We start from the raw sequence: 20,760 nt of genomic DNA, 5'->3' as shown, positions 1-20,760 counted from the left end.
TGTATCTCGCCCTTTTTTACGGATTGAAACACTCAGAGACTTGGCGGAGGCAGTACCGCCTGAACCGGCGCTCCTGAACGCATCAGAGTTGGAGCAACGCCTTCTGGCAGTCGGCCTTCACCCGACCGGTCTGCTAAGCGATCTCGGCGTCGATGACCACCTGGCTCGGCTGGAAGCCGACAAGGTCGACGCAGCTACACTGAGCGCGTATGCCGATGCCATAGGCGAATTGTCGGCAGTCAGCGCGGATCGCGGTCAAGCCTTGCCGCCGACGCTTTGGGATGTGAGCACGCCAGCGCTTCGTGAGGCGGGCTGGACTGTATACACACTCACCGAAGCAATGGCATCAGATGCCGGAGCAATTCACGTCGCACTTCTATCTGATGCTTACGCGGCTTTTCTCGAGCGCAAGCCCAATGCATTGGAAGGCGCATTGGCGCTGCTGCCGCTTTCCCGTAACTATGTCGAAACGCTGCCAGAGAGTGCGCGAGCAGAGCGTGAACGCCATGCCAAGACAGAGGGACAGGCCACTCTGTTGATCTGGCAAGCTCTGTTATCAGGCACAAGCAGGTACAATCCCTTAACGCACCGCCCCCTGTGGAGCCACGGCTACATCGGCCACTTTAGTGTGCCGCACATCCATCAATATGCAACGGGCGAAGGCCTAACCGCGAGCCAGGTTTGGGGAGTTGACGGGTTCAATCCCGCGTTCGTCGGCCCCCCTACCAATAGCAACCAAGTGGAACATTTGGGCATTAGCGCATTGCTACAGGGCGTGGCGCATGTGCCGGGCGCAGTCTTAGCCGCCACTGAAGCATTCGAAGTCTTCGTCGATCACGATGACCCAGCCGCTGCCCGAGCGGATAGGGCATTGAACGACGTCGTGAGAACAGTACTTCTCCCCCGCATGGAGGAAGATCCGAACGCGCTGGTCTCTGCATTGACTAAAGCACTCCAATAGCGTTGCCACTTTGTCAGGCCAACTTTGATGCCGTTATCCGCATTATCGAGATAGTCTGTTTCTTTATCCTGGGCGGCAGTCCGGAAGCGGACATTCGAAATAGGTGCAGCAATCTGCCGCTTTGGGCTCAGACCGGTCATCTGACGGTTTCAGTAGGTCATTGAGTCGGTTCAATCGGCATCAAGGTCAGCAAGGCGGACTCTTCGGTCATTCGCGTGCAACACCAGTGTCTATCTTGACCCTTGGCAAATGGCTCAGGCCAGATTGTTCTTGTGAACTTTGCCGTTCTTCATAATCACATCGAAATTGTCCGCAGAGGCCATGACCGTAAGGTCGGCAATCGGGTCTCCGTCCACGAGCAGAATATCGGCGTAGGCTCCGGGTTGGATGACACCGACTGGACCAGCCTGGTAGGGATTACGCGGGCCGGTCAGGTCCCAAAGCTGTCCATTCAGACCTGTCGCCTGCCGCAGAATCTCGGCGTTGCTGAACCATGGCGTCCTGAGCTGCAATTCCTCCAACTGCGTTGCTTTCGTTTCCCTCGATCCGACGAAGTCTGTTCCGAGTGCAATCTTGGCGCCAGATTCTCGCGCTAGTCGAAGCATGGCATCGAGACCATCAAACGCCATCTGTTGGCGCTCTGCTTGGGCGGGCGAGAACCCTGCCGGAATGTCTGCCGCGAAGAAGCCAACCTGGGTTGAAAGCCAGACGCCTTTTTCCACGGCCAACTCCATCGACTCGGGCGTCATGAGGTTGCAGTGTTCGATACATTGGTAACCTGCCTCAATAGCCGCCCGAACCGATGTGTCCATGTATGCGTGCGAGGTCGCGTAAGTGTTCCAACGTTTGGCCTCGTCTACTGCCGCTTCGAGTTCTGCCGGCGAAAACTCGTTGATATCCAATGGGTCGTAGAGGCCGGTCACGGCGCCACCTGAAAAGACTTTGATGAAGTGCGCACCCTGCCGAAACTGCTCGCGTGCAGCCGCCAGAACTTCAGGAACTCCGTCTGCAAAAAGTGTGATCCCAAGTCGCTCCGCTTCCGTGAACGGCGGCCCGCCGAAGGCTCTCGGACGCACAGACCGCGGCCGAAGGTCGCCATGACCGGCGGTCATTGAGATCGCAGCGTTTGACGCCTGAATACGCGGGCCGGGGTGGAGGCCTTCGTCTATGGCGCGAGCCAAACCGAGAATGCCGCCACCGGTATCTCGAACACTGGTAAAGCCACGCATCAGGGTGGCTTCACTTTCGCTCAATGCCAATGCAGCAATGTAATCTGGACGTGCCGTCAGGAAGCCAGCTGGGTCCTGGTTCCACTGTAGGTGTACGTGCATGTCGAGGAGCCCCGGCATCAGGGTCCGCCCATCCCCATCGATGCGCGGCACCTCTTGCGCAGCATCGGCAGCGGGCGAGACATCCTTGATCACTTCCCCTTCGACAAGGACGTTCGTGAGCTCGGTCAATTCATCGGACATCCCGTCATAAACACGCACGTTCGTGAAGAGCGTGGCATCCGGGGCTTGAGCACGGACTCGCGCCGGGACCAGCGCCAGCGCAGTGGTCGATGCGAGACTGGACAAAAATGCGCGTTTGGTGATCATAACTTAACCCTCAAGATGACGAAGAAGTTGTTGAAGGCTACCTCAGGCGCGCGTGTAAAACCATCCGGTAAACCCGATGAAAAGGGTGACGTAAGGTATAGAGTTTTTAAGGCGTTGAACTGCAGGTCATCCTGCTTTGCAAGAACGTCCGCTTTGAGTGCGTTGTACAAATACCGACATAAGAACATAGTAAGAACATCTCTTTCTTTGCGGAAGCTTCTCCCTTATGATTTCGATAAAATCTGGAGAAGCAGATGGGCGGTATTGGAAGTGGTCGGCACTGGCATTGGGGAGCAAAGAACACGACTTCCGACTATCGCAGCATCGATGCGCGGCGCTGGGCGCGTGAGGGCTTTCTGACGCCTGGACGACGCTTTTCATGGCAATGGTCTATCGAAGGCAAAAAAGTCGCCAGCATCGATGTACTGGCAGAGCATGGGTGTGTGAGACTCATCTATCGCAGCCGAGACCACGGCGACGAGTGGGAGAGCCTCGACTACCCGGTGCGATTGCTTTCTCAGCCTTGTCATTACGGGGGCCATCGCTACTGGTTCGCTTGCCCAGCGCGCGGTTGCGGTCGACGTGTCGCTAAGCTCTATGGTGGGCGTATTTTCGCGTGTCGTCATTGCCACCAACTCGCATATCCGTCCCAGCGAGAAACTACTTTTCAACGTAACCAAAGGCGTGCTGATAAAATACGCGAACGCCTGGGTTGGTTGAACGATCCGGATCTGATGGAAGGAACGAAGCCGAAGGGGATGCACTGGCGCACGTATTATCGCCTTGTTGCGGAGTTGGAGCATTGGGAGGAAATGTCGAACAAGTCGCTGCTGCGATACTTGGGTAGGCTGGCAGTTAACCTTAAGGCAACGTGAACTCAGAGCACTTCGGGGGGCGGTGAATTCTTCACCGTGCTTCTTTCGCTAGACCCGCCGTTCAGGCTTTCGCGTGCTTCCGCAGTTCAACATTTGTTTACACCAACAGTCACCAACCTTCGGAATCCCTAAATATCCATCGGAAAACGCGGACACGGTGTTACAAAGGGTGGATATCGGGGTGGATAGAAAGGGCAGGAAAACTGATAATACCTTTTAAATCAAATATTTACATCTGAGATTTGGTGCCGCTGAAGGGACTCGAACCCCCGACCCCATCATTACGAATGACGTGCTCTACCAGCTGAGCTACAGCGGCACCGTAGGTCATACTGAACACATTATGACCGGATGCGAAGCTTCGTTTAAACCGTCAGTTCGGCGCCTGCAAGCCCGGTTGCAACCGTTTTGGCGTTGCTCAGCACGGCCGGGCCTTAAGTTGTGAACCGAAAGCCTGCGGCCAATCTTTCAAATTGGCGCTCTGATCCGTGAATTTTTTGTGACGACGTGGAATGAAATTGACTCGCCTTCTATATTTCAATAATTCATGAAATATGATAGGACAGATAACCGATCAATTGACCATCCTTGGCCACCCGCAGCGCATCACCGTGTTTCGCATGTTGATGCGACGGTTTCCTGACAGGGTTCCCGCGGGCGAGCTGGCGGCGGAGCTGGATATCAAACCCAGTACCATGTCGAACTACCTGAATGCTTTGCAGCGGTCGGGGCTGGTGAAACAGGAACGATCCGGGACGTCTCTGCTCTATTCGATTGAAATGAAAACTGTGCAGCAAATGCTCGATTTCCTGATCGTGGATTGCTGCCGTGGCCGCCCGGATATTTGCATGCCCTTTCCCAAAGACACCGCGACGAACCGAAAGTTCAATGTGCTGTTCATTTGTTCTGGCAACTCCGCCCGTTCGATTTTTGCCGAATCCTTGCTGCGACAGATCGGCGGCGACCGGTTCAACGTTTATTCGGCCGGGACGCGGCCCAGTTCAGAACTCAATCCCTTTGCTGTGCAGGTTCTGCGCGACAAGGGGCACGATATCTCGGTCCTGCGGCCGAAGAATCTGTCCGAGTTTTCGGCGCCGGACGCGCCCGTCATGGATTTTGTCTTTACTGTCTGCAATCAGGCCGCCAACGAGGAATGCCCGGCTTGGGAGGGTCAACCGATAAGTGGCCATTGGGGCGTGGAAGATCCGGTCAAGGCCGAAGGTACCGACGCCGAGAAAAGTCTGGCCTTTCAAACCGCCTACGGCGCACTGAAGCGCCGGATTCAGGCCTTTTCGTCATTGCCGGTCGAAAGCCTTGACCGGATCGCATTGCAATCCGCCGTCGATGAAATCGGGCGCACGCCTACCGAGGAAACGAAATGACCACCTACGCACTGAACGGCCTTGGCCGTATGGGAAAACTGGCCCTGAAGCCTTTGCTTGAAAAAGGCGCAAAGATTGCCTGGATCAACGATGCCGTCGGTGATCCCGAGATGCATGCGCATCTGCTGGAGTTCGACACTGTCCATGGGCGCTGGGACGCGGAATTCGACCATGATGCAGACAGCATCACGGTCAACGGTACCCGCCTGCCGTTCGTTGGCACAAAAGACCTGAGCGCGTTGCCGCTGGACGGTGTTGATGTGGTGATCGACTGCACCGGCGTGTTCAAGACCGAAGCGAAGCTGGCACCGTATTTTGACGCTGGGGTGAAGAAGGTTGTTGTCTCTGCTCCTGTCAAGGACGGGCCGACGGCCAATATCGTCATGGGTGTGAATGACGGAACCTACGACCCCGCGGCGCATAAGATCGTGACGGCGGCCTCGTGCACGACAAACTGTCTTGCGCCTGTTGTGAAGGTCATTCACGAAAACCTGGGCATCCGCCATGGATCGATGACGACGATTCACGACGTAACCAATACGCAGACAATCGTGGATCGGCCTGCCAAAGATCTCAGGCGCGCACGCTCGGCCCTGAACTCTTTGATCCCGACCACGACCGGGTCGGCCACGGCCATCACTCTGATCTATCCGGAACTCAAAGGTCGTCTGAACGGCCATGCGGTTCGGGTGCCGTTGCTGAACGCCTCGCTGACCGATTGCGTGTTCGAGGTTGAGCGTGAAACCACGGTTGAAGAGGTCAACGCCTTCTTCAAAGCCGCTGCCGAGGGCGAACTGAAGGGCATTCTGGGCTATGAGACGCGCCCGCTGGTGTCCACCGATTACACCAATGACGAACGCTCTTCGATCGTCGATGCGCCCTCGACCATGGTTGTGAACGGGACGCAGGTGAAAATCTATGCGTGGTACGACAACGAGATGGGCTATGCGCATCGGCTGGTGGATGTCGCGCTGATGGTCGGGGCATCATTGTGACGCAACGCCCCGAAGGACTGTCGGCCTATATCGCGGTCACGGCTGCCTATTGGGCCTTCATGCTGACCGACGGGGCGCTCAGGATGTTGGTGCTGTTGCACTTTCACACCCTGGGCTTCTCGCCGGTGCAACTTGCCTATCTGTTTGTGCTTTATGAAATCGCCGGGATTGTCACCAACCTGTCCGCCGGTTGGATCGCCGCACGGTTCGGGTTGACCTCGACCCTCTATGCAGGGCTAGGGGTGCAGATTGTCGCGTTGCTCGCCATGACGCAGCTTGATCCGAACTGGACCGTCGCGGCTTCGGTCACTTTTGTCATGATCGTGCAAGGGGCCAGCGGAGTGGCCAAGGATCTGGCCAAAATGTCTTCGAAATCGGCGGTCAAATTGCTGGCTCCCTCCGAAGGAGGCGCGTTGTTTCGATGGGTTGCGGTTCTGACGGGTTCGAAAAACGCGGTCAAAGGGCTGGGATTCCTGTTGGGTGCCGCCATGCTTGCAACACTGGGCTTCCTTCCGGCAGTGCTTGCCATGGCCGCCGCTCTGGCGGTGATCCTGGTCGCGGTGATGTTGTTCATGCCAGCGGGCCTGCCGAAGGGGCGCAAGGGCGCAAAGTTCTCTGAGGTTTTTTCAAAATCAGCAAATGTGAACTGGTTGTCCGCGGCGCGTGTCTTCCTGTTCGGCGCGCGGGACGTCTGGTTCGTGGTCGGCATCCCGATCTATTTCTATGCTGTTCTTTCAGATGGCACCGAAGAGGGCAATCGGGCCGCGTTCTTCATGATCGGAACATTCATGGCGGTGTGGATCATCCTCTATGGCGCCGTGCAAGCCAACGCGCCAAGGATTCTTCGTGCGTCAGATCGAACCGAAGGTGATCTGATCCGTGCCGCACGCAGCTGGGCGGCGATCCTGTTCTGTGTTCCTGCGGCTCTGACACTGGCTGTTTTGCTGTCAAATGGGCCCGAGACCTGGCTGACCCTGACGCTGGTCGCAGGGCTTTTGGTCTTTGGTGCGATCTTCGCGGTCAACTCATCGCTGCATTCCTATCTGATTCTTGCCTTCACCCGGTCCGAGCGTGTGACGATGGATGTCGGCTTTTATTACATGGCAAATGCGACGGGGCGGTTGGCCGGCACCGTCTTGTCTGGCCTGACCTATCAGGTCGGGGGGCTGCCCATGGTGCTGGGCACAGCGGCCGTGATGGTCGGGCTTGCCGCGCTGACCTCTGGCAAACTTACGGGTCAAACGGCTGAGGCGCTGTCATGAGCATTTTTGAACGGTATCTCACGATCTGGGTTGCGCTTGCGATGATCGGTGGCGTCCTGATCGGACTGGCCGCGCCGGGGCTGGTGCAGCTGGTGGCAAGCGCCGAAATTGCCAGCGTCAACCTGGTGGTGGCAGTGCTGATCTGGGCAATGGTCTACCCGATGATGGTCAACGTCGATTTCGGTGCAGTCGCCGGAGTCGCCCGCCAGCCACGTGGTCTGATTGTGACGCTGGTGGTGAACTGGCTGATAAAGCCTTTCACCATGGCACTGCTGGCCGTCCTGTTTTTCGACTATGTCTTCGCACCCTGGATCGCGCCCGAAGATGCCGCGCAATACACCGCCGGTCTGATCCTGCTGGGGGCCGCCCCTTGCACCGCCATGGTGTTTGTATGGTCGCAGCTAACCAGAGGCGACGCGACGTACACGCTGGTTCAGGTTTCCGTCAATGATCTGATCATGGTCGTGGCATTTGCGCCGATCGTGGCCTTTTTGCTGGGTGTCACCGACATCGAAGTGCCGTGGCAGACTTTGGTTTTGGCCACGGTCCTTTATGTGGTGCTGCCGCTTGTCGCCGGGTTGATCACGCGCCGCAGATTAGGCTCTAAACAGGCGATAGAAGCCTTTTCTTCGCGGGTGAAGCCGTGGTCCGTCATGGGATTGATTGCAACCGTGGTCATCCTGTTCGGCCTGCAAGGTCAGACCATTCTGGCGAAACCTATGGTCATCATTCTGATCGCCGTTCCCATTTTGATCCAAAGCTATGGTATTTTTGCCATTGCCTATGGCGCCGCTTATGCGCTGAAGGTTCCCCACCGGATCGCAGCGCCCTGTGCCATGATCGGGACATCGAATTTCTTCGAACTGGCCGTTGCCGTCGCAATCAGCTTGTTCGGTCTTCATTCCGGCGCGGCACTGGCGACGGTCGTGGGGGTCCTGGTCGAAGTACCGGTGATGCTGTCGCTTGTGGCTTTCGCCAATCGAACACGCCAGCGTTTCCCGGAACCTGCGACATGACAGAATCGGTCAACGCGGCAGGGCGATAATCGGAACTGGCGGCTATGCACCGCCAGCCTTGCAGCAACGCTGCTTCAGAAATCCACGCCGCGCTGTGCTTTGATGCCCGCTTGGAACGGGTGTTTCTCCTCGGTCATTTCCGTGACCAGATCAGCATAGTCACGCAGCGCGTTCGGCGCGTCGCGGCCAGTCAGGAAAACACTGGTCTTTTCCGAGCGCGCGTTCAAACCTTCGATGACCTGTTCGACCGACAGGTATTCGTAACGCAGGGCGATGTTGATCTCGTCCAGCACAACCAGATCGTATTCGCCGCTGGACATCAGGGCGCAGGCCTTGTCGAAGGCGGCATTGGCAGCTGCAATATCGCGTTCCCGGTCCTGTGTGTCCCAGGTAAAACCTTCGCCCATCGTATGCCATGTCACCAGATCACGCTCTTCGAAGAAACGGCGCTCGCCGGTTTTCCATTTGCCCTTGATGAACTGCACCACAGCAACCTTCTGGCCCCAGCCCAGGGCGCGAATGACCACGCCGAACGCGGCCGAGGACTTGCCTTTGCCCTTGCCGGTATTGATCAGGACCAGACCACGGCCTGGATCCACGGCCTCGGACACTTTCTTGCGGTGCTGGGCCTGCACCTTCTGCATCTTTTCCTTGTGATCCTGCGCGTCGCTCATTTGGGAACCTCTTTGACTGTTCGGCCCAACCTAGGGGAAGATTGCAAAAGGTAAAGTCACGCTTTGGGGTCTGTAACCGACCGGGCCTTGCCGCGCTCCAGCCCCAACTGGTGTTCGCGCCAGATGACGACAACATTGCCTGCAATCACCAGCGCGGCCCCGATCAGGATTGCAAGCGTTGGCAGTTCGTCGAACCAGACATAGCCGATCACGATCGCAAAAAGCATGGTTGCATAGTCATAAGGTGCCAGCATCGAGGCCTGGCCAAACCGATAGGAAGATGTGACCAAAATCTGCGCGACGCCGCCGATCAGGCCCATCATGATCAGTATTAGAGCCTGATTTACTGTCGGCATCGTCCAGCCCCAGAACGCGGTCAGGGCCGACAGAAGCGTCGCGGTCATCGAGAAATAGAACACGATGGCCGCAGGGTGATCGACCTTGACCAATTGCCGGATATGGATCTGAACGAAGGCACGTGCGAGGGTTGCGCCCAACACGCATAACGCGCCGATGGTGGCGGCGAGTTCCATCTCGGTGGTGCCAAGACGTGGCCAGATCATGATCAGGACGCCCAGCAGACCCAAAGCCACAGCGCCGATACGAATAAGCCGAATCCGTTCGCCCAGCATGACGGCGGCCAGAATCAGGGTGAAGATCGGTGTCGCATAGCCGATGGCAGTGACTTCCGGCAGGGGCAACAGGCTGAGGCCGGTAAAGGTAAGCCCCATGGCGCTTGTTCCCAGAACACCGCGCCAGAAATGGCCCATGGGTTTCTTGACCACAAAGCCTTTCGACAACTCCCCCCGCGCGATGAGCCAAAGAATGATCACGGGGATTGCGAACAGGGACCGAAAAAACACCAATTGGCCCGGCGGGAATTCATCTGAAAGTGCTTTGACCAGCGCGGACATCGACGTGAACAGGAACAAGGCGCACAGCTTCAGCGTTACGGCAAGCAGAGGTCGATGCGAAGTTAAGGGTTTTGTCATCGGCGCGAACCTGCGTCTTTGACGGGCAAAGATCAACGGGTGGATTCAGCAATTCGCCCAGGATTGCGGCAAGGAGCAGCCGATCTCTTCGGCGAATTCTTCAAGAAAGCGGATCATGCGCGCGGTGCGTTGTTCTGCAATCCGCCTTCCGGTCTCGGTCAACATGTCACCTGGCAGGCGCAGCAGTTTCACCTTCCAGTGGTCGAGCGAGAAATGCAGGTCATCCAGTGGCCGGGCTTGGGCAAAAGGGTCCGCAGGATGGTAAAGAGTGCGCCCCAAGGCCCCGGAAACGGAAAAGTTGCGGGCGATACCGATGGTGCCCAGGGCATCAAGGCGGTCCGCATCGCGCAGAATGCATGCCTCAATCGTCTCAGGTGGGATATCGGCCGAAAAACTATGGGCTTCGATCGCGTGCTGGATCGCGCGGACCTGATCGGCCTCAAACCCGATTTCCTTAAGAATAGGCTCTGATTCTGCTGCGGATCTGCGCGAGGCAAGATGTCGGTCAGGATCGTCCTTGGGCAGATTCACAAGATCGTGCAGGTAACTTGCGGCCAGCAGCACGGACATATCGGTTTGATCATCAGCGATGGCCCGGGCGTTGGTCCAAACACGATCCAGATGGGCCAGATCATGGGCCGGATCCGTTTCCATGCGATGTGCGACCACAGCCCGCAGGCGGGTGCGCAGATCAGCCGATCCGTCCACGGTTCTCTCCGATCTGGCCGCGATGCAACAGCAGGTGGTCGAGGATCACGCAGGCCATCATCGCCTCTCCTACCGGGACCGCGCGAATGCCTACACAAGGGTCGTGACGGCCCTTGGTGATGATCTCGGTCTCTTCGCCTGATTTGGTGATGGTTTTGCGTGTGGTCAGAATCGACGAGGTCGGCTTGACGGCAAAGCGCACGACGATGTCCTGCCCGGTTGAGATGCCGCCCAGAATCCCGCCCGCATGGTTCGAGCTGTATTGAGGTCCGTTCTGCCCCATGAATATTTCGTCGGCATTGGCCTCGCCCGTCAGTTCAGCCGCGGCCATGCCTTCGCCGATTTCGACGCCTTTGACCGCGTTGATCGACATCATCGCAGCAGCTAGATCAGTGTCTAACTTGGCGTAAACCGGCGCGCCAAGCCCTGCGGGCACGCCGCGCGCCACAACTTCGACAATTGCGCCAACCGAGTTGCCGGACTTGCGCAGATCGTCCAGATAGGTGGCCCACTTCTCGGCGGCTTGCGCATCCGGTGTCCAGAACGGGTTCTGTTCGATCTGGGACCAGTCGAAATTGTCGCGCTCGATCTTATGCGGCCCGATCTGGGTCATGTACCCGGTGATCTGCACGTTGCGTGCGATCTGTTTGATCGCCTCACGCGCCAATCCACCCGCAGCCACACGCGCGGCTGTTTCGCGTGCAGAACTCCGCCCGCCGCCGCGATAATCCCGGATCCCGTATTTCTGCCAATAGGTGATATCGGCATGGCCCGGGCGGAACTTGTCCATGATATCGCCATAGTCTTTCGAGCGCTGATCGGTGTTTTCGATCATCAGCTGCACAGGCGTTCCGGTGGTTTGCCCTTCGAACACACCGGACAGGATTTTCACCTGATCGGGTTCGCGCCGCTGGGTGGTAAACTTGTTCTGCCCCGGTTTGCGCTTGTCCAGCCAGTGCTGGATCATGGTCTCGTCGATGGTGACACCCGGCGGACAGCCGTCAACGGTGGCACCCAAGGCGGGTCCATGGCTTTCACCCCAAGTGGTAACACGGAATAGATGGCCAAAACTGTTCATCGACATGGGGCGGGCTCCTTTGGGATCGTGATTAGCGGGGAGCGCCTTGAGCCTCAAGGGGATTTGCGAATTGGTGGGCGCCACCTTGCGGTGGCGCGAATGAATATTTTTGAAAAGATGAAGATCAGGCGGCCTGCGTCAGCACCGCTCGGGTCGCTGTGATTTTCAGCGCGGCTTGTGCTGCTTCGCGGCCTTTCTCGACAAAATGCGCACGGTAGATGGCGTTGTGGTGATCCGTCTCCTGGTACTGGTGCGGCGTCAGGGAAACGGACAGGACCGGCACGCCTGTATCCATGCCGGCGCGCATCAAACCGTCCACGACGGCCTGGGCCACGAAGTCGTGACGGTAAATGCCGCCATCCACGACAAATGCGGCGCAGGCGACAGCGGCGTAGCGGCCGGTTTGGGCCAGATCGCGGGCCAGCAGCGGCATCTCGAACGCGCCGGGTACGTCGAAAACATCGACCTGATCGGCCGGGATCAGTTCAAGAAATCCGTCCAGCGCGCGGTCGACGATGTCGGAATGCCAGTTGGCTTTGACAAAAGCATAGCGGGTGTGTGTCATCGTGATCTCCTTTCAGTTCGGTGGCCCGCTGGCGGTCGCGAAAACCTTCGCTGCCAGCCCGGCATGACACGTCACCCAAGGCGATCACGAGCAGGCGCGCCGGTTCACCGGCACGGCTTGCACGTTCTCTTCCATCCGGACTTTGACCGTCGGCTCTGGCCTCTCACCAGATCTGCTGACACTCTTTCGTGGTTCCACACTTTGTCCAAATACCGGCCTTTGCCGTTCGGATCGTGGACACGGCAGAGCCGCTCGCGGGCTTGCGGGTCATGGCCCGCATACCGCCGGTGGGGAATTCCACCCCGCCCTGAGAACGAGGCAGACCTTGCCAAGAACCAACCCCATCTGCAAGAGATTTGGCAGGAGGTCGCCCATGCACCCAAATCCAGCCTTCCGCGTCGAGGATCGAGCGCGTCATATTGAATTCGCCCGTGACCGGGCTTTTGGCGTTCTGGCGATTTCCGGCGACGGCGCGCCATTGATCAGTCACGTGCCCTTTCTGCTGTCTGAGGACGGTGCGGTGGTCGATCTTCATCTGGTGCGATCAAACCCCATTGTCCGTATGCTGCACGGGCCGAAAGAGGTCAGGATCGCGGTGCAGGGGCCTGATGGCTATGTCTCGCCCGACTGGTACGGTGTCGCCGATCAAGTTCCGACGTGGAACTATGTCGCCGTGCACCTGACCGGACAGCTTGAACTGCGCCCGCAGGACGAGCTGCGTGATTTGCTGGATCGACAAACCGCATTCTTTGAAGATCGACTGCTGCCCAAAGCGCCATGGGTCACCGGGAAAATGTCTGATGACGCGTTGGCCAGAATGATGCGGATGATCGTACCATGCCGGATGCAGGTAGAGGATATCCAGGGCACCTGGAAACTGGGCCAGAACAAGCCGGAGGATGCAAGAATCGCTGCCGCCGACAAAGTGCCCGGCGGATTTGGCAGTGAAACCGGTCAGCTGGCCGCCTTGATGCACAAGGCGTAACCAGCACCGGGAAACAGGATTACTCGGAACTGAAAGTCGCCAGATAGGCGGCGATATCTTCCGCGCCTTTCCTAAGCTTGACGCTCATGTTCGGGCGGGCGGTTTCGTCATCCAGATACTCTTTGATGAAACCGATGGGGTCTTTGGAATAGGCGGCGATGTTTTCTTCGGTCCAGATCAGACCTTCTTCGCCGGCGCGGATCATGTCATCGGTGAACATACCGACCGGCAGGCGCTCGCTGCCATAGCGATAGTCTTTTTCGGACCCGGCGACACGTCCGACGACGCCATAGAGATTCGGGCCGGTGATTCCGCCTTTGACCAGTACTTCGCCGTCCTTGATGATCGCATGACACGATGAACAGCGGTTGTACATCGCCTCGCCTTTCGCAGGATCACCTGCTGCAAGTGTTTGCGAGGACAGGGCCAATGTGAATATTGCAGTGGCCAGAGTGACTTTTGACATAGGGGTCTCCTTGCAGGAGTTCGCGCGATTTTCGCGCTGTCCGGTATTCACGGAAAAAGTGCAACTGTGTAATTGCGCTCAATTTTCGATTTAAATCATCTATTTGGCGAATATGATTTACCCAACAGACAATCGCTGCTTCGTGATGCTGATTGTCAAGAATACGCTCTCAAATGACTGGCCGACTGGTGGTTAGAATCGGGCTGGATTTCGCCTGCAAAACGGAGTTCGAGGTTCGAATCAAACCTCGTTGATTCGAAGCCGCAGGCAAAGTTGCGGACGAGAATCACCAAAAAAAGCCCCTCGTCACGTGCATGAAGGGACACATGCGGCGTATTGCGCGTTTATGAACGCTGGACGAACACTATTCTCCCCGATAGTAAGCGCGGTTAAGACACCGCATTCGTGCGGTGCGCGAGCTATTTGCCCGTCCGCGGGCGCCAGATAATCGGAGATAACCTCGTGTCCCACGCAGAAGACCACGAAGGCACCCGCAGAGATTTCCTGTACTACGTCGCTGGCGGCGCAGGTGTCGTTGCAACGGGTGCAGCCGTATGGCCACTGATCAACCAAATGAACCCGTCGGCAGACGTTCAGGCGCTGTCCTCGATCCGTGTGGATGTGAGCGGCGTCGAGCCGGGCACGCAACTGACGGTAAAATGGCTGGGAAAACCCGTTTTTGTCCGTCACCGCACCGGTGCCGAGATTCAGGAAGCCCAGGAACAGGACGCCGAAGGTGTTGATGCGCTGCCAGATCCGCTTGCACGCAACTTCAACCTGAGCGCAGATGCGCCTGCGACTGACGCAAACCGCGTCATGCCGTCACCGGAAGGCGAAGCGCCGGGTGCCTGGATCGTTCAGATGGGCGTTTGTACGCACCTCGGCTGTGTGCCTTTGGGGGATGCCGGCGACTTCGGTGGCTGGTTCTGCCCGTGCCACGGTTCGCACTACGACCTCGCCGGTCGTATCCGTAAAGGCCCCGCGCCTGAGAACTTGCCTGTCCCGCCCGCAGAATGGGTGGACAACAGCACAATCAAACTCGGCTAAGGGAGACCCAAACTTATGTCCGGAATTCCCCACGATCATTACGAGCCGAAGACAAACGGCGAGAAGTGGCTGAACAGCCGCCTGCCGATTGTCGGCCTGCTGTACGATACGCTTATGATCCCGACCCCCAAGAACCTGAACTGGTGGTGGATCTGGGGCATCGTTCTGGCGTTCTGCCTAGCGCTGCAAATCATCACCGGTATCGTTTTGGTGATGCACTATACCCCGCATGTTGATCTGGCCTTTGCCAGCATCGAGCACATCATGCGCAACGTGAATGGCGGTCACTTTATCCGCTATCTGCACATGAATGGCGCATCGCTGTTCTTTGTGGCGGTTTACATCCACATGTTCCGTGGCCTGTACTATGGCTCGTACAAAGCCCCGCGTGAAATCACGTGGATCATTGGTATGCTGATCTACCTGATGATGATGGGCACCGCCTTCATGGGCTATGTTCTGCCCTGGGGTCAGATGTCCTTCTGGGGTGCGACCGTGATCACCGGCCTGTTTGGTGCGATCCCGTTTGTTGGTGACGCGCTTCAGACCTGGTTGCTGGGCGGGCCCGCCGTGGACAACGCCACGCTGAACCGCTTCTTCTCGTTGCACTATCTGCTGCCGTTTATCATTGCGGCATTGGTTGTGGTGCATATCTGGGCCTTCCACACCACCGGCAACAACAACCCGACAGGTGTTGAAGTGCGCCGGGGCTCGAAAGCTGAGGCCGAGAAAGACACGCTGCCGTTCTGGCCGTACTTCGTGATCAAGGACCTGTTCGCGCTGGCCGTGATCCTGGTCGTGTTCTGGGCCGTCGTGGGCTTTATGCCGAACTACCTGGGCCACCCCGACAACTACATCGAAGCCAACCCTCTGGTGACACCTGCACACATCGTTCCCGAATGGTACTTCCTGCCGTTCTACGCGATCTTGCGCGCGTTTACCGGTGAGGTCTGGGTCGTTCAATTCGCCAGCTTCATCACCGGCGGTATCATCGATGCCAAGTTCTTCGGTGTTCTTGCGATGTTCGGCGCGATCTTGGCCATGGCGCTGGCGCCCTGGCTGGACACGTCTAACGTGCGTTCGGGTAAGTACCGTCCGATGTTCAAATGGTGGTTCTACCTGCTGGTCATCGACTTCTTTGCCCTGATGTGGCTGGGTGCGATGCCCGCGGAAGAGCCCTATGCGACCTTCTCGCTGATCGCGTCCGCCTACTGGTTCGCCTATTTCTTCGTGATCCTGCCGATCCTCGGAGTGATCGAGAAGCCTCTGGCACAGCCCGAGACCATCGAAGAAGACTTCAACGCGCATTATGGCAAGGCTGATGCCGACGCCACGCCGGCCGAGTAAGAAGAGGGACCGGAAACATGTTCAAGAAACTTGCAATCGGCGCCGCGTTTGCCTTGGCCCTGACCCCTGTTGCATCCATTGCAGCAGGTGGAGGTGAGCAGCATATCGAAGACTTCGACTTCTCGTTCGAAGGACCCTTCGGTACCTGGGACCAGCATCAGCTGCAGCGCGGCCTTCAGATCTATACCGAGGTCTGTGCAGCCTGCCACGGTCTGCAATATGTGCCTTTGCGCGATCTGGAAGCGCTGGGCTATTCGGAAGAAGAAGTCATCGCCTATGCGGCTGACAACTTCGAAGTGTTCGATCCCGAGCTGGACGATTTCCGCCCGGCGATTCCGACTGACCACTTCCCGGCCAACAACGGTGTCGGCGCACCGGACCTGAGCCTGATGGCCAAGGCCCGCGCGGGCTTCCACGGACCTTACGGTTTGGGCATCAATCAGCTGGTCAAAGGCATGGGCGGAGCCGAGTACATCGCCTCACTGCTGGACGGCTATACTGGTGAAGAGAAGGAAGAGGCAGGAACTGTCCTCTACGAAAACAAGGCCTTCCCCGGCGGCTGGATTTCGATGGCACCGCCGCTGGCGGATGAACAGGTCGAGTTCGCTGACGGGCACTCGAACTCGGTCGAACACATGTCAGAAGACGTCTCGGCGTTCCTGATGTGGGCGGCCGAGCCGAAGATGATGGAGCGCAAGAACGCTGGCTTTGTTGGCGTGATTTTCCTGACCGTTCTGTCGGTGCTTCTCTATCTGGTCAACAAGCGCCTGTGGGCTCCGCATAAGGGCAAACTTCGTAAAGAAGACTGAGACCCTTTTCAGTAAGCATAAATTGAAACCCCCGCGCCATCCGGTTGCGGGGGCTTTTGATACCAGAACGGGTCACGGGCCCTTGCCCCCCTTCTTGGCCATTGGGCAGTTCTTCCCCGGGGTCTTTCTTGCCTGATGAAGGGAATCAGGCCGTGAGTTGGGTCATGGTCCGCCCGGTTATAGCAGCGCGCACGATCTGGCCTTCGGGTTGAGGTGCTTTGAACGAAACCTCGGTGAACTGTTCGGTCCGGCCCATATGGGCGTTTTCCATCAGGATGTGATGGGTCTTGCCGATTTGCTGCGACAAGTGCTTTGTGACCTGAGCGTCGCCTGCCGCGCGCAGGCGGGCGGCGCGATCCTTGATGACCGTTCCATTCACCTGCTGCGGTATGCGGGCTGCCGGTGTTCCTTCACGCTTGGAGTAGGGGAAGACATGCAGCCAGGTCAGGTCGCAGTCGGTGATCAGCTTCAGCGAGTTTTCGAAATGCGCTTCGGACTCGGTCGGAAAGCCTGCAATGATATCCGCGCCAAAGGTCATGTCGGGGCGTAGCTTGCGTGCCTCTTCGGTAAAGCGGATGGCGTCGTCGCGCAGGTGGCGGCGTTTCATGCGCTTTAGAATCAGATCGTCGCCGTGCTGAAGCGACAGGTGCAGGTGCGGCATCAGGCGCGGCTCGATTGCGATGGCCTGCATCAGATTCTCGTCCACCTCGATCGAATCGATTGAGCTTATGCGCAGGCGTGGCAAATCCGGCACCAGCTTGAGGATGCGCATCACAAGATCGCCCAGCTTGGGGCTTGCGGGCAGGTCGGCGCCCCAGGATGTCAAATCGACCCCGGTCAGCACGACCTCGTTATACCCCTTGTCGACAAGCCGCTTGATCTGATCCACCACCACACCGGCCGGGACGCTTCGCGAGTTGCCCCGGCCATAGGGAATGATGCAGAAGGTACAGCGGTGGTCACATCCGTTCTGAACCTGCACATAGGCGCGCGAGCGGGTGCCGAACCCGTCGATCAGATGGCCGGCCGTTTCCGTGACCGACATGATGTCATCCACCTGCACCGCCTCGGTCTGGCCGATGAAATCGGCAGCCATGCCTTTCCAGGTCTCGGGCTGCATCTTTTCAGTGTTGCCGATGACCGCATCGACCTCGTCCATCCGGGCAAAGGTTTCGGGCTCGGTCTGGGCGGCACAGCCTGTGACGATCAGGCGGGCATTCGGATTCTCGCGCCGTAGCTTGCGGATCTCCTGCCGGGCCTTGCGCACGGCCTCAGCCGTCACTGCGCATGTGTTCACCACCACAGCGTCTGTCAGACCGGCCTGTTGCGACAGCTCTTTCATCGCCTCGGTTTCATATGCGTTCAGGCGGCAGCCCAACGTGGTGAACTTGGGCGGGTTCATCCCAGCGACCTCAGAAATTCAGGCGTCAGAGTGCCAGAGAAAACGTGACATGTCGGGCCGGTCATCCAGACACCATCGTCGCGCCAGTCGACCCAAAGCGTGCCACCATCCAAATCAATCCGCACCTTGCGCCCGGTCCGCCCCCGTCGCGCGGCAGCCACGGCCGTTGCACAGGACGAAGAGCCAGATGCCAAGGTGATGCCTACTCCGCGCTCCCAGACGCGCATACGGATGTGATCCGGGCCAATGACCTGGGCCACCTGGACATTAGTGCGTTCGGGATAAAGCGGGTGGTATTCGTAACGCGCGCCGAATTCTGCCAACGGGATCGCTTCGGCGTTGTCAACGAAGAACGTGCAATGCGGGTTGCCCATTCCCGTTGCCGTCGGGGTGCCTTCGATCGGCAATTCCAGCGTGTCCATCTCTTCTGCCAGAGGAACTTCGCGCCAGTTCAGCTGCGGGTGCCCCATGTTGACCGAAGTGAGCCCATCGCCGGTATCCCGCGCATGAAGGGTTCCCCGTTCCGTGGTGAGCTTCAGGGCAGATCGCCCCGTCTCATCCATAAGCAACCGTGCAATACAGCGGGTGGCGTTGCCGCAGGCGGCAGAGGTTGATCCATCGGAATTGTAGAACACCAGATGCGCGTCGGCTTCACCTTTTTCGATAACGGCCAACTGATCGAATCCCACACCAAATTGCCGATGCCCGATTCCCCGGGCCAGTTCCGGCGTGATCGGGGCATCCTGTGCGCGTGCGTCAACAATGACAAAGTCATTGCCCAGCCCGTGCATCTTTATGAAGGGCAGTCCGGTGTCGAGTCTCTGTTGCATGGCGGGCATATAACGTCGGTCCGAACATGAATCCACCCTGTCGCGAAGATTCCTCAAAAAAGGGGTTGACCCTCCAGCGCCACCTGCCTAATTAGGCCGCCTATCGGGTTGCCGGAAACACGCGTTGTTACGGCGAAACGAGGCGCGAAATAAGGGCTTGAACCCAGTCGGGGAATTGCCGTAAAGAGCGCCACGGATCGACAGATCCAACAAAAGAGTGGGCCGTTAGCTCAGTTGGTAGAGCAACTGACTTTTAATCAGTGGGTCGCAGGTTCGAATCCTGCACGGCTCACCACTTTTTTCTAAGTTAAAATAATGTGTTATGCGCTGAAGCGATTGTGTTGCTACTTGCTCAGCAACAACAGTTGCTTTGAATGGGGGACATATGGGGGACAAAAGCCGCTGATTTCTAACCCTAGTTCAAACCCGTAGCCAGCCTAGCTGATGTCAGGTATTTTAAGCATTCCTTCAAAGGAAGTGCGCCTGCATCATCTTTCGTCAAAAACGCTGACCAGCTTTCATCGGCGAGTGTTTATTGATTTGCGCGGGCGAATTATGTGCAATGATGGCCTCGTTCCAGGCCTCGACACACAAGTCAACATGCGTCATGTCGTTGGAACGACAGCTCAGAGCCTTATACGACGCCTAGTCCGCGATCGCCACGAGATTCAGGAGTCCGTTCTTGACTGGCACGAAGGCGATGTCCGCGCAAGCCCGCTTAGACAAGCCACAACACAAGGCAACATGCGATTGATCCGAGGGACAGGCTTCCAACAACCAATTGCAAGTGGAAGCGAGATGCCGGTTGGGCGCTGTGCGCTTCCAATCGGGAATACACGCGGCGGGCGTTCATCCACGCTCCCCAGTAGATTAGCAGCGAGATCAACACAAAAAGGGTGGCTGCAGCCTTCGCCAGCCACTCGGGTTCGACGGCGGAAAATACGGCCTTAAGGCCAAGGGCGATGGCCACGCATGCCATTCCGGTTCTCATCCATCCCGCAAATGTGCGCTCATTTGCCAAAATGGTGCGGTCTTCGGCCCAGTCGGTCCGCTCCTCGGCCAAGTTTTGGCTTTTCGTGTTTTTTTCAGACATTGCCGCCCTTTGGACTGGTCACCAAATTGGAACGCGCAGGCTTGCCGGTTTTTCGGCAAGCCTGCCCAAGACCTTACACGCGCGCAGTTGGGTCGCAAATCGACACATGCGCCGGTCACCGCGTCAGCTTGATTTTGAGATCGCCCGCAGCATCCATGCTGCCTGCTCATGAAATGCCGAACGTTCGGTCGCCAGATCTTCGGTCACGACGTCTTTGCGGCTTCCTGCAAGCTCGGTCAGGGCGTGCAGGCGGTGCGCCACCCGCTCGTGATCGGCGGCCAGATCTTCGATCATGTCGGCGGCGGACAGGTCCCCTTCGCGATCCTTGATGGTCGAGAAATCGAGTATGTCGGACATGCGCGAGGGCGCCAGATGTCCCAGCGCGCGGATGCGTTCCGCGATCTCATCAGCGGCGGCGAACATGTTTTCGTACTGTTCTTCGGTCAGCTTGTGGATCGAATAGAACAGCGGGCCTTCCACGTTCCAGTGATACGCATGTGTTTTGAAGGTCAGCCGGTAGGTGTCGGCCAGAACATCAGCCAGACCCTTGGCCAAGGGTGCGGTGTCGCGCACGCCAGTGGAAACGGGGTTTTCGTTCGGGACAACGTTCAATGCGTCGGTCATGACAACTCCTTTTTCTACTAGGAAATAAACGCCCAAAGGCGGATTTGGTTC

At 57.8% G+C, this 20,760-nt stretch carries 21 protein-coding genes, 2 tRNA genes and 1 riboswitch; of the genes, 11 read left to right on the top strand and 12 right to left on the bottom strand.

Annotated features, from left to right (window positions below; translation table 11 throughout):
• Window positions 1-40 precede the first annotated feature (40 nt).
• Window positions 41-961 (top strand): hypothetical protein, encoded by a 921-nt coding sequence (locus tag GOW09_RS07240; protein WP_217360258.1) that lies wholly within the window; start codon window positions 41-43, stop codon window positions 959-961.
• A gap of 254 nt (window positions 962-1,215) precedes the next feature.
• Here GOW09_RS07240 and GOW09_RS07235 read toward each other — a convergent pair whose 3' ends face one another.
• Window positions 1,216-2,559: an amidohydrolase family protein gene (locus tag GOW09_RS07235; protein ID WP_171116950.1), complete on the bottom strand. Its 1,344-nt coding sequence runs from the start codon at window positions 2,557-2,559 to the stop codon at window positions 1,216-1,218.
• A 254-nt stretch (window positions 2,560-2,813) separates the two neighbouring features.
• On the opposite strand from GOW09_RS07235, the gene GOW09_RS07230 reads away from it, so the two are divergent.
• A complete protein-coding gene (locus GOW09_RS07230) occupies window positions 2,814-3,434 on the top strand; it encodes a hypothetical protein (protein WP_171116949.1) in 621 nt (206 codons plus the stop codon).
• A gap of 243 nt (window positions 3,435-3,677) precedes the next feature.
• Here GOW09_RS07230 and GOW09_RS07225 read toward each other — a convergent pair.
• Window positions 3,678-3,753 (bottom strand) — tRNA-Thr (locus GOW09_RS07225).
• Window positions 3,754-3,988: 235 nt separating this feature from the next.
• Here GOW09_RS07225 and GOW09_RS07220 point away from each other — a divergent pair.
• Genes GOW09_RS07220 through arsB form a run of 4 tightly spaced genes read left to right on the top strand, consistent with a single transcriptional unit; the run spans window position 3,989 to window position 8,089 of the window.
• Entirely contained in the window at window positions 3,989-4,816 is an 828-nt protein-coding gene (locus GOW09_RS07220; RefSeq protein WP_171116947.1) for a helix-turn-helix domain-containing protein, read from the top strand.
• Complete coding sequence (locus tag GOW09_RS07215) at window positions 4,813-5,811, top strand: ArsJ-associated glyceraldehyde-3-phosphate dehydrogenase (protein WP_171116945.1); 999 nt, start codon at window positions 4,813-4,815, stop codon at window positions 5,809-5,811. The genes GOW09_RS07220 and GOW09_RS07215 overlap by 4 nt, the downstream gene beginning before the upstream one ends.
• The gene (gene arsJ, locus GOW09_RS07210; protein WP_171116943.1) at window positions 5,808-7,073 is read left to right on the top strand and encodes an organoarsenical effux MFS transporter ArsJ; all 1,266 of its coding nucleotides are present in this window, start codon (window positions 5,808-5,810) and stop codon (window positions 7,071-7,073) included. The genes GOW09_RS07215 and arsJ overlap by 4 nt, the downstream gene beginning before the upstream one ends.
• Window positions 7,070-8,089, top strand: coding sequence for an ACR3 family arsenite efflux transporter (gene arsB / locus GOW09_RS07205; protein ID WP_171116941.1), 1,020 nt, complete (start codon window positions 7,070-7,072; stop codon window positions 8,087-8,089). The genes arsJ and arsB overlap by 4 nt, the downstream gene beginning before the upstream one ends.
• 74 nt (window positions 8,090-8,163) lie before the next feature.
• On the opposite strand, the gene cobO is transcribed toward arsB, so the two are convergent.
• From cobO to GOW09_RS07180, 5 genes are all read right to left on the bottom strand, one after another.
• Entirely contained in the window at window positions 8,164-8,763 is a 600-nt protein-coding gene (cobO, locus tag GOW09_RS07200) for a cob(I)yrinic acid a,c-diamide adenosyltransferase (RefSeq protein ID WP_171116939.1), read from the bottom strand.
• A gap of 56 nt (window positions 8,764-8,819) precedes the next feature.
• A complete protein-coding gene (locus tag GOW09_RS07195; protein ID WP_171116937.1) occupies window positions 8,820-9,755 on the bottom strand; it encodes a DMT family transporter in 936 nt (311 codons plus the stop codon).
• Window positions 9,756-9,800: 45 nt separating this feature from the next.
• Window positions 9,801-10,463: an HD domain-containing protein gene (locus GOW09_RS07190; protein ID WP_371808028.1), complete on the bottom strand. Its 663-nt coding sequence runs from the start codon at window positions 10,461-10,463 to the stop codon at window positions 9,801-9,803.
• Window positions 10,447-11,547, bottom strand: coding sequence for a chorismate synthase (aroC, locus tag GOW09_RS07185; RefSeq protein ID WP_171116935.1), 1,101 nt, complete (start codon window positions 11,545-11,547; stop codon window positions 10,447-10,449). Before aroC ends, GOW09_RS07190 begins: the two co-directional genes overlap by 17 nt.
• A 118-nt stretch (window positions 11,548-11,665) precedes the next feature.
• Complete coding sequence (locus GOW09_RS07180; protein ID WP_170347485.1) at window positions 11,666-12,106, bottom strand: 6,7-dimethyl-8-ribityllumazine synthase; 441 nt, start codon at window positions 12,104-12,106, stop codon at window positions 11,666-11,668.
• A 119-nt stretch (window positions 12,107-12,225) separates the two neighbouring features.
• A riboswitch (FMN riboswitch) is annotated at window positions 12,226-12,425 on the bottom strand.
• A 54-nt stretch (window positions 12,426-12,479) separates the two neighbouring features.
• On the opposite strand from GOW09_RS07180, the gene GOW09_RS07175 reads away from it, so the two are divergent.
• Window positions 12,480-13,091, top strand: a complete 612-nt coding sequence (locus GOW09_RS07175; protein ID WP_171116933.1) for an FMN-binding negative transcriptional regulator — start codon at window positions 12,480-12,482, stop codon at window positions 13,089-13,091.
• Between the two features lie 19 nt (window positions 13,092-13,110).
• Here the strand turns inward: GOW09_RS07175 and GOW09_RS07170 are convergent, their stop codons facing one another.
• Window positions 13,111-13,557: a cytochrome c family protein gene (locus GOW09_RS07170; protein ID WP_171116931.1), complete on the bottom strand. Its 447-nt coding sequence runs from the start codon at window positions 13,555-13,557 to the stop codon at window positions 13,111-13,113.
• Between the two features lie 462 nt (window positions 13,558-14,019).
• Between GOW09_RS07170 and petA the strand changes: the two genes are divergently transcribed.
• The 3 genes from petA to GOW09_RS07155 are packed head-to-tail and all read left to right on the top strand — an operon-like array spanning window position 14,020 to window position 16,760.
• Window positions 14,020-14,604, top strand: a complete 585-nt coding sequence (gene petA, locus GOW09_RS07165; protein ID WP_152459513.1) for a ubiquinol-cytochrome c reductase iron-sulfur subunit — start codon at window positions 14,020-14,022, stop codon at window positions 14,602-14,604.
• Between the two features lie 15 nt (window positions 14,605-14,619).
• Window positions 14,620-15,951 carry a cytochrome b gene (petB, locus tag GOW09_RS07160; RefSeq protein WP_171116929.1) on the top strand — a complete coding sequence of 444 codons (1,332 nt, stop codon included), beginning with the start codon at window positions 14,620-14,622 and terminating at the stop codon, window positions 15,949-15,951.
• Between the two features lie 17 nt (window positions 15,952-15,968).
• Window positions 15,969-16,760: a cytochrome c1 gene (locus tag GOW09_RS07155; protein ID WP_152459511.1), complete on the top strand. Its 792-nt coding sequence runs from the start codon at window positions 15,969-15,971 to the stop codon at window positions 16,758-16,760.
• A 145-nt stretch (window positions 16,761-16,905) separates the two neighbouring features.
• Here GOW09_RS07155 and mtaB read toward each other — a convergent pair whose 3' ends face one another.
• Both mtaB and dapF read right to left on the bottom strand, forming a co-directional pair.
• Complete coding sequence (gene mtaB, locus GOW09_RS07150; protein ID WP_171116927.1) at window positions 16,906-18,162, bottom strand: tRNA (N(6)-L-threonylcarbamoyladenosine(37)-C(2))-methylthiotransferase MtaB; 1,257 nt, start codon at window positions 18,160-18,162, stop codon at window positions 16,906-16,908.
• Window positions 18,159-19,001 carry a diaminopimelate epimerase gene (gene dapF, locus GOW09_RS07145; protein ID WP_171116925.1) on the bottom strand — a complete coding sequence of 281 codons (843 nt, stop codon included), beginning with the start codon at window positions 18,999-19,001 and terminating at the stop codon, window positions 18,159-18,161. The genes mtaB and dapF overlap by 4 nt, the downstream gene beginning before the upstream one ends.
• Before the next feature lie 210 nt (window positions 19,002-19,211).
• Between dapF and GOW09_RS07140 the strand changes: the two genes are divergently transcribed.
• A tRNA-Lys gene (locus tag GOW09_RS07140) sits at window positions 19,212-19,287 on the top strand.
• A gap of 423 nt (window positions 19,288-19,710) precedes the next feature.
• Here GOW09_RS07140 and GOW09_RS07135 read toward each other — a convergent pair.
• Window positions 19,711-20,055 (bottom strand): YidH family protein, encoded by a 345-nt coding sequence (locus GOW09_RS07135; RefSeq protein ID WP_371808027.1) that lies wholly within the window; start codon window positions 20,053-20,055, stop codon window positions 19,711-19,713.
• 153 nt (window positions 20,056-20,208) lie between these two features.
• Window positions 20,209-20,709 (bottom strand): Dps family protein, encoded by a 501-nt coding sequence (locus GOW09_RS07130; RefSeq protein WP_171116921.1) that lies wholly within the window; start codon window positions 20,707-20,709, stop codon window positions 20,209-20,211.
• Window positions 20,710-20,760: the final 51 nt, after the last annotated feature.

This window comes from Ruegeria sp. HKCCA5463 (assembly GCF_013034175.1).
Lineage (GTDB): Bacteria > Pseudomonadota > Alphaproteobacteria > Rhodobacterales > Rhodobacteraceae > Ruegeria.
The sequence above is the reverse complement of the archived record's forward strand: the minus strand, read 5'-3'. Positions and strand labels throughout refer to the sequence as shown.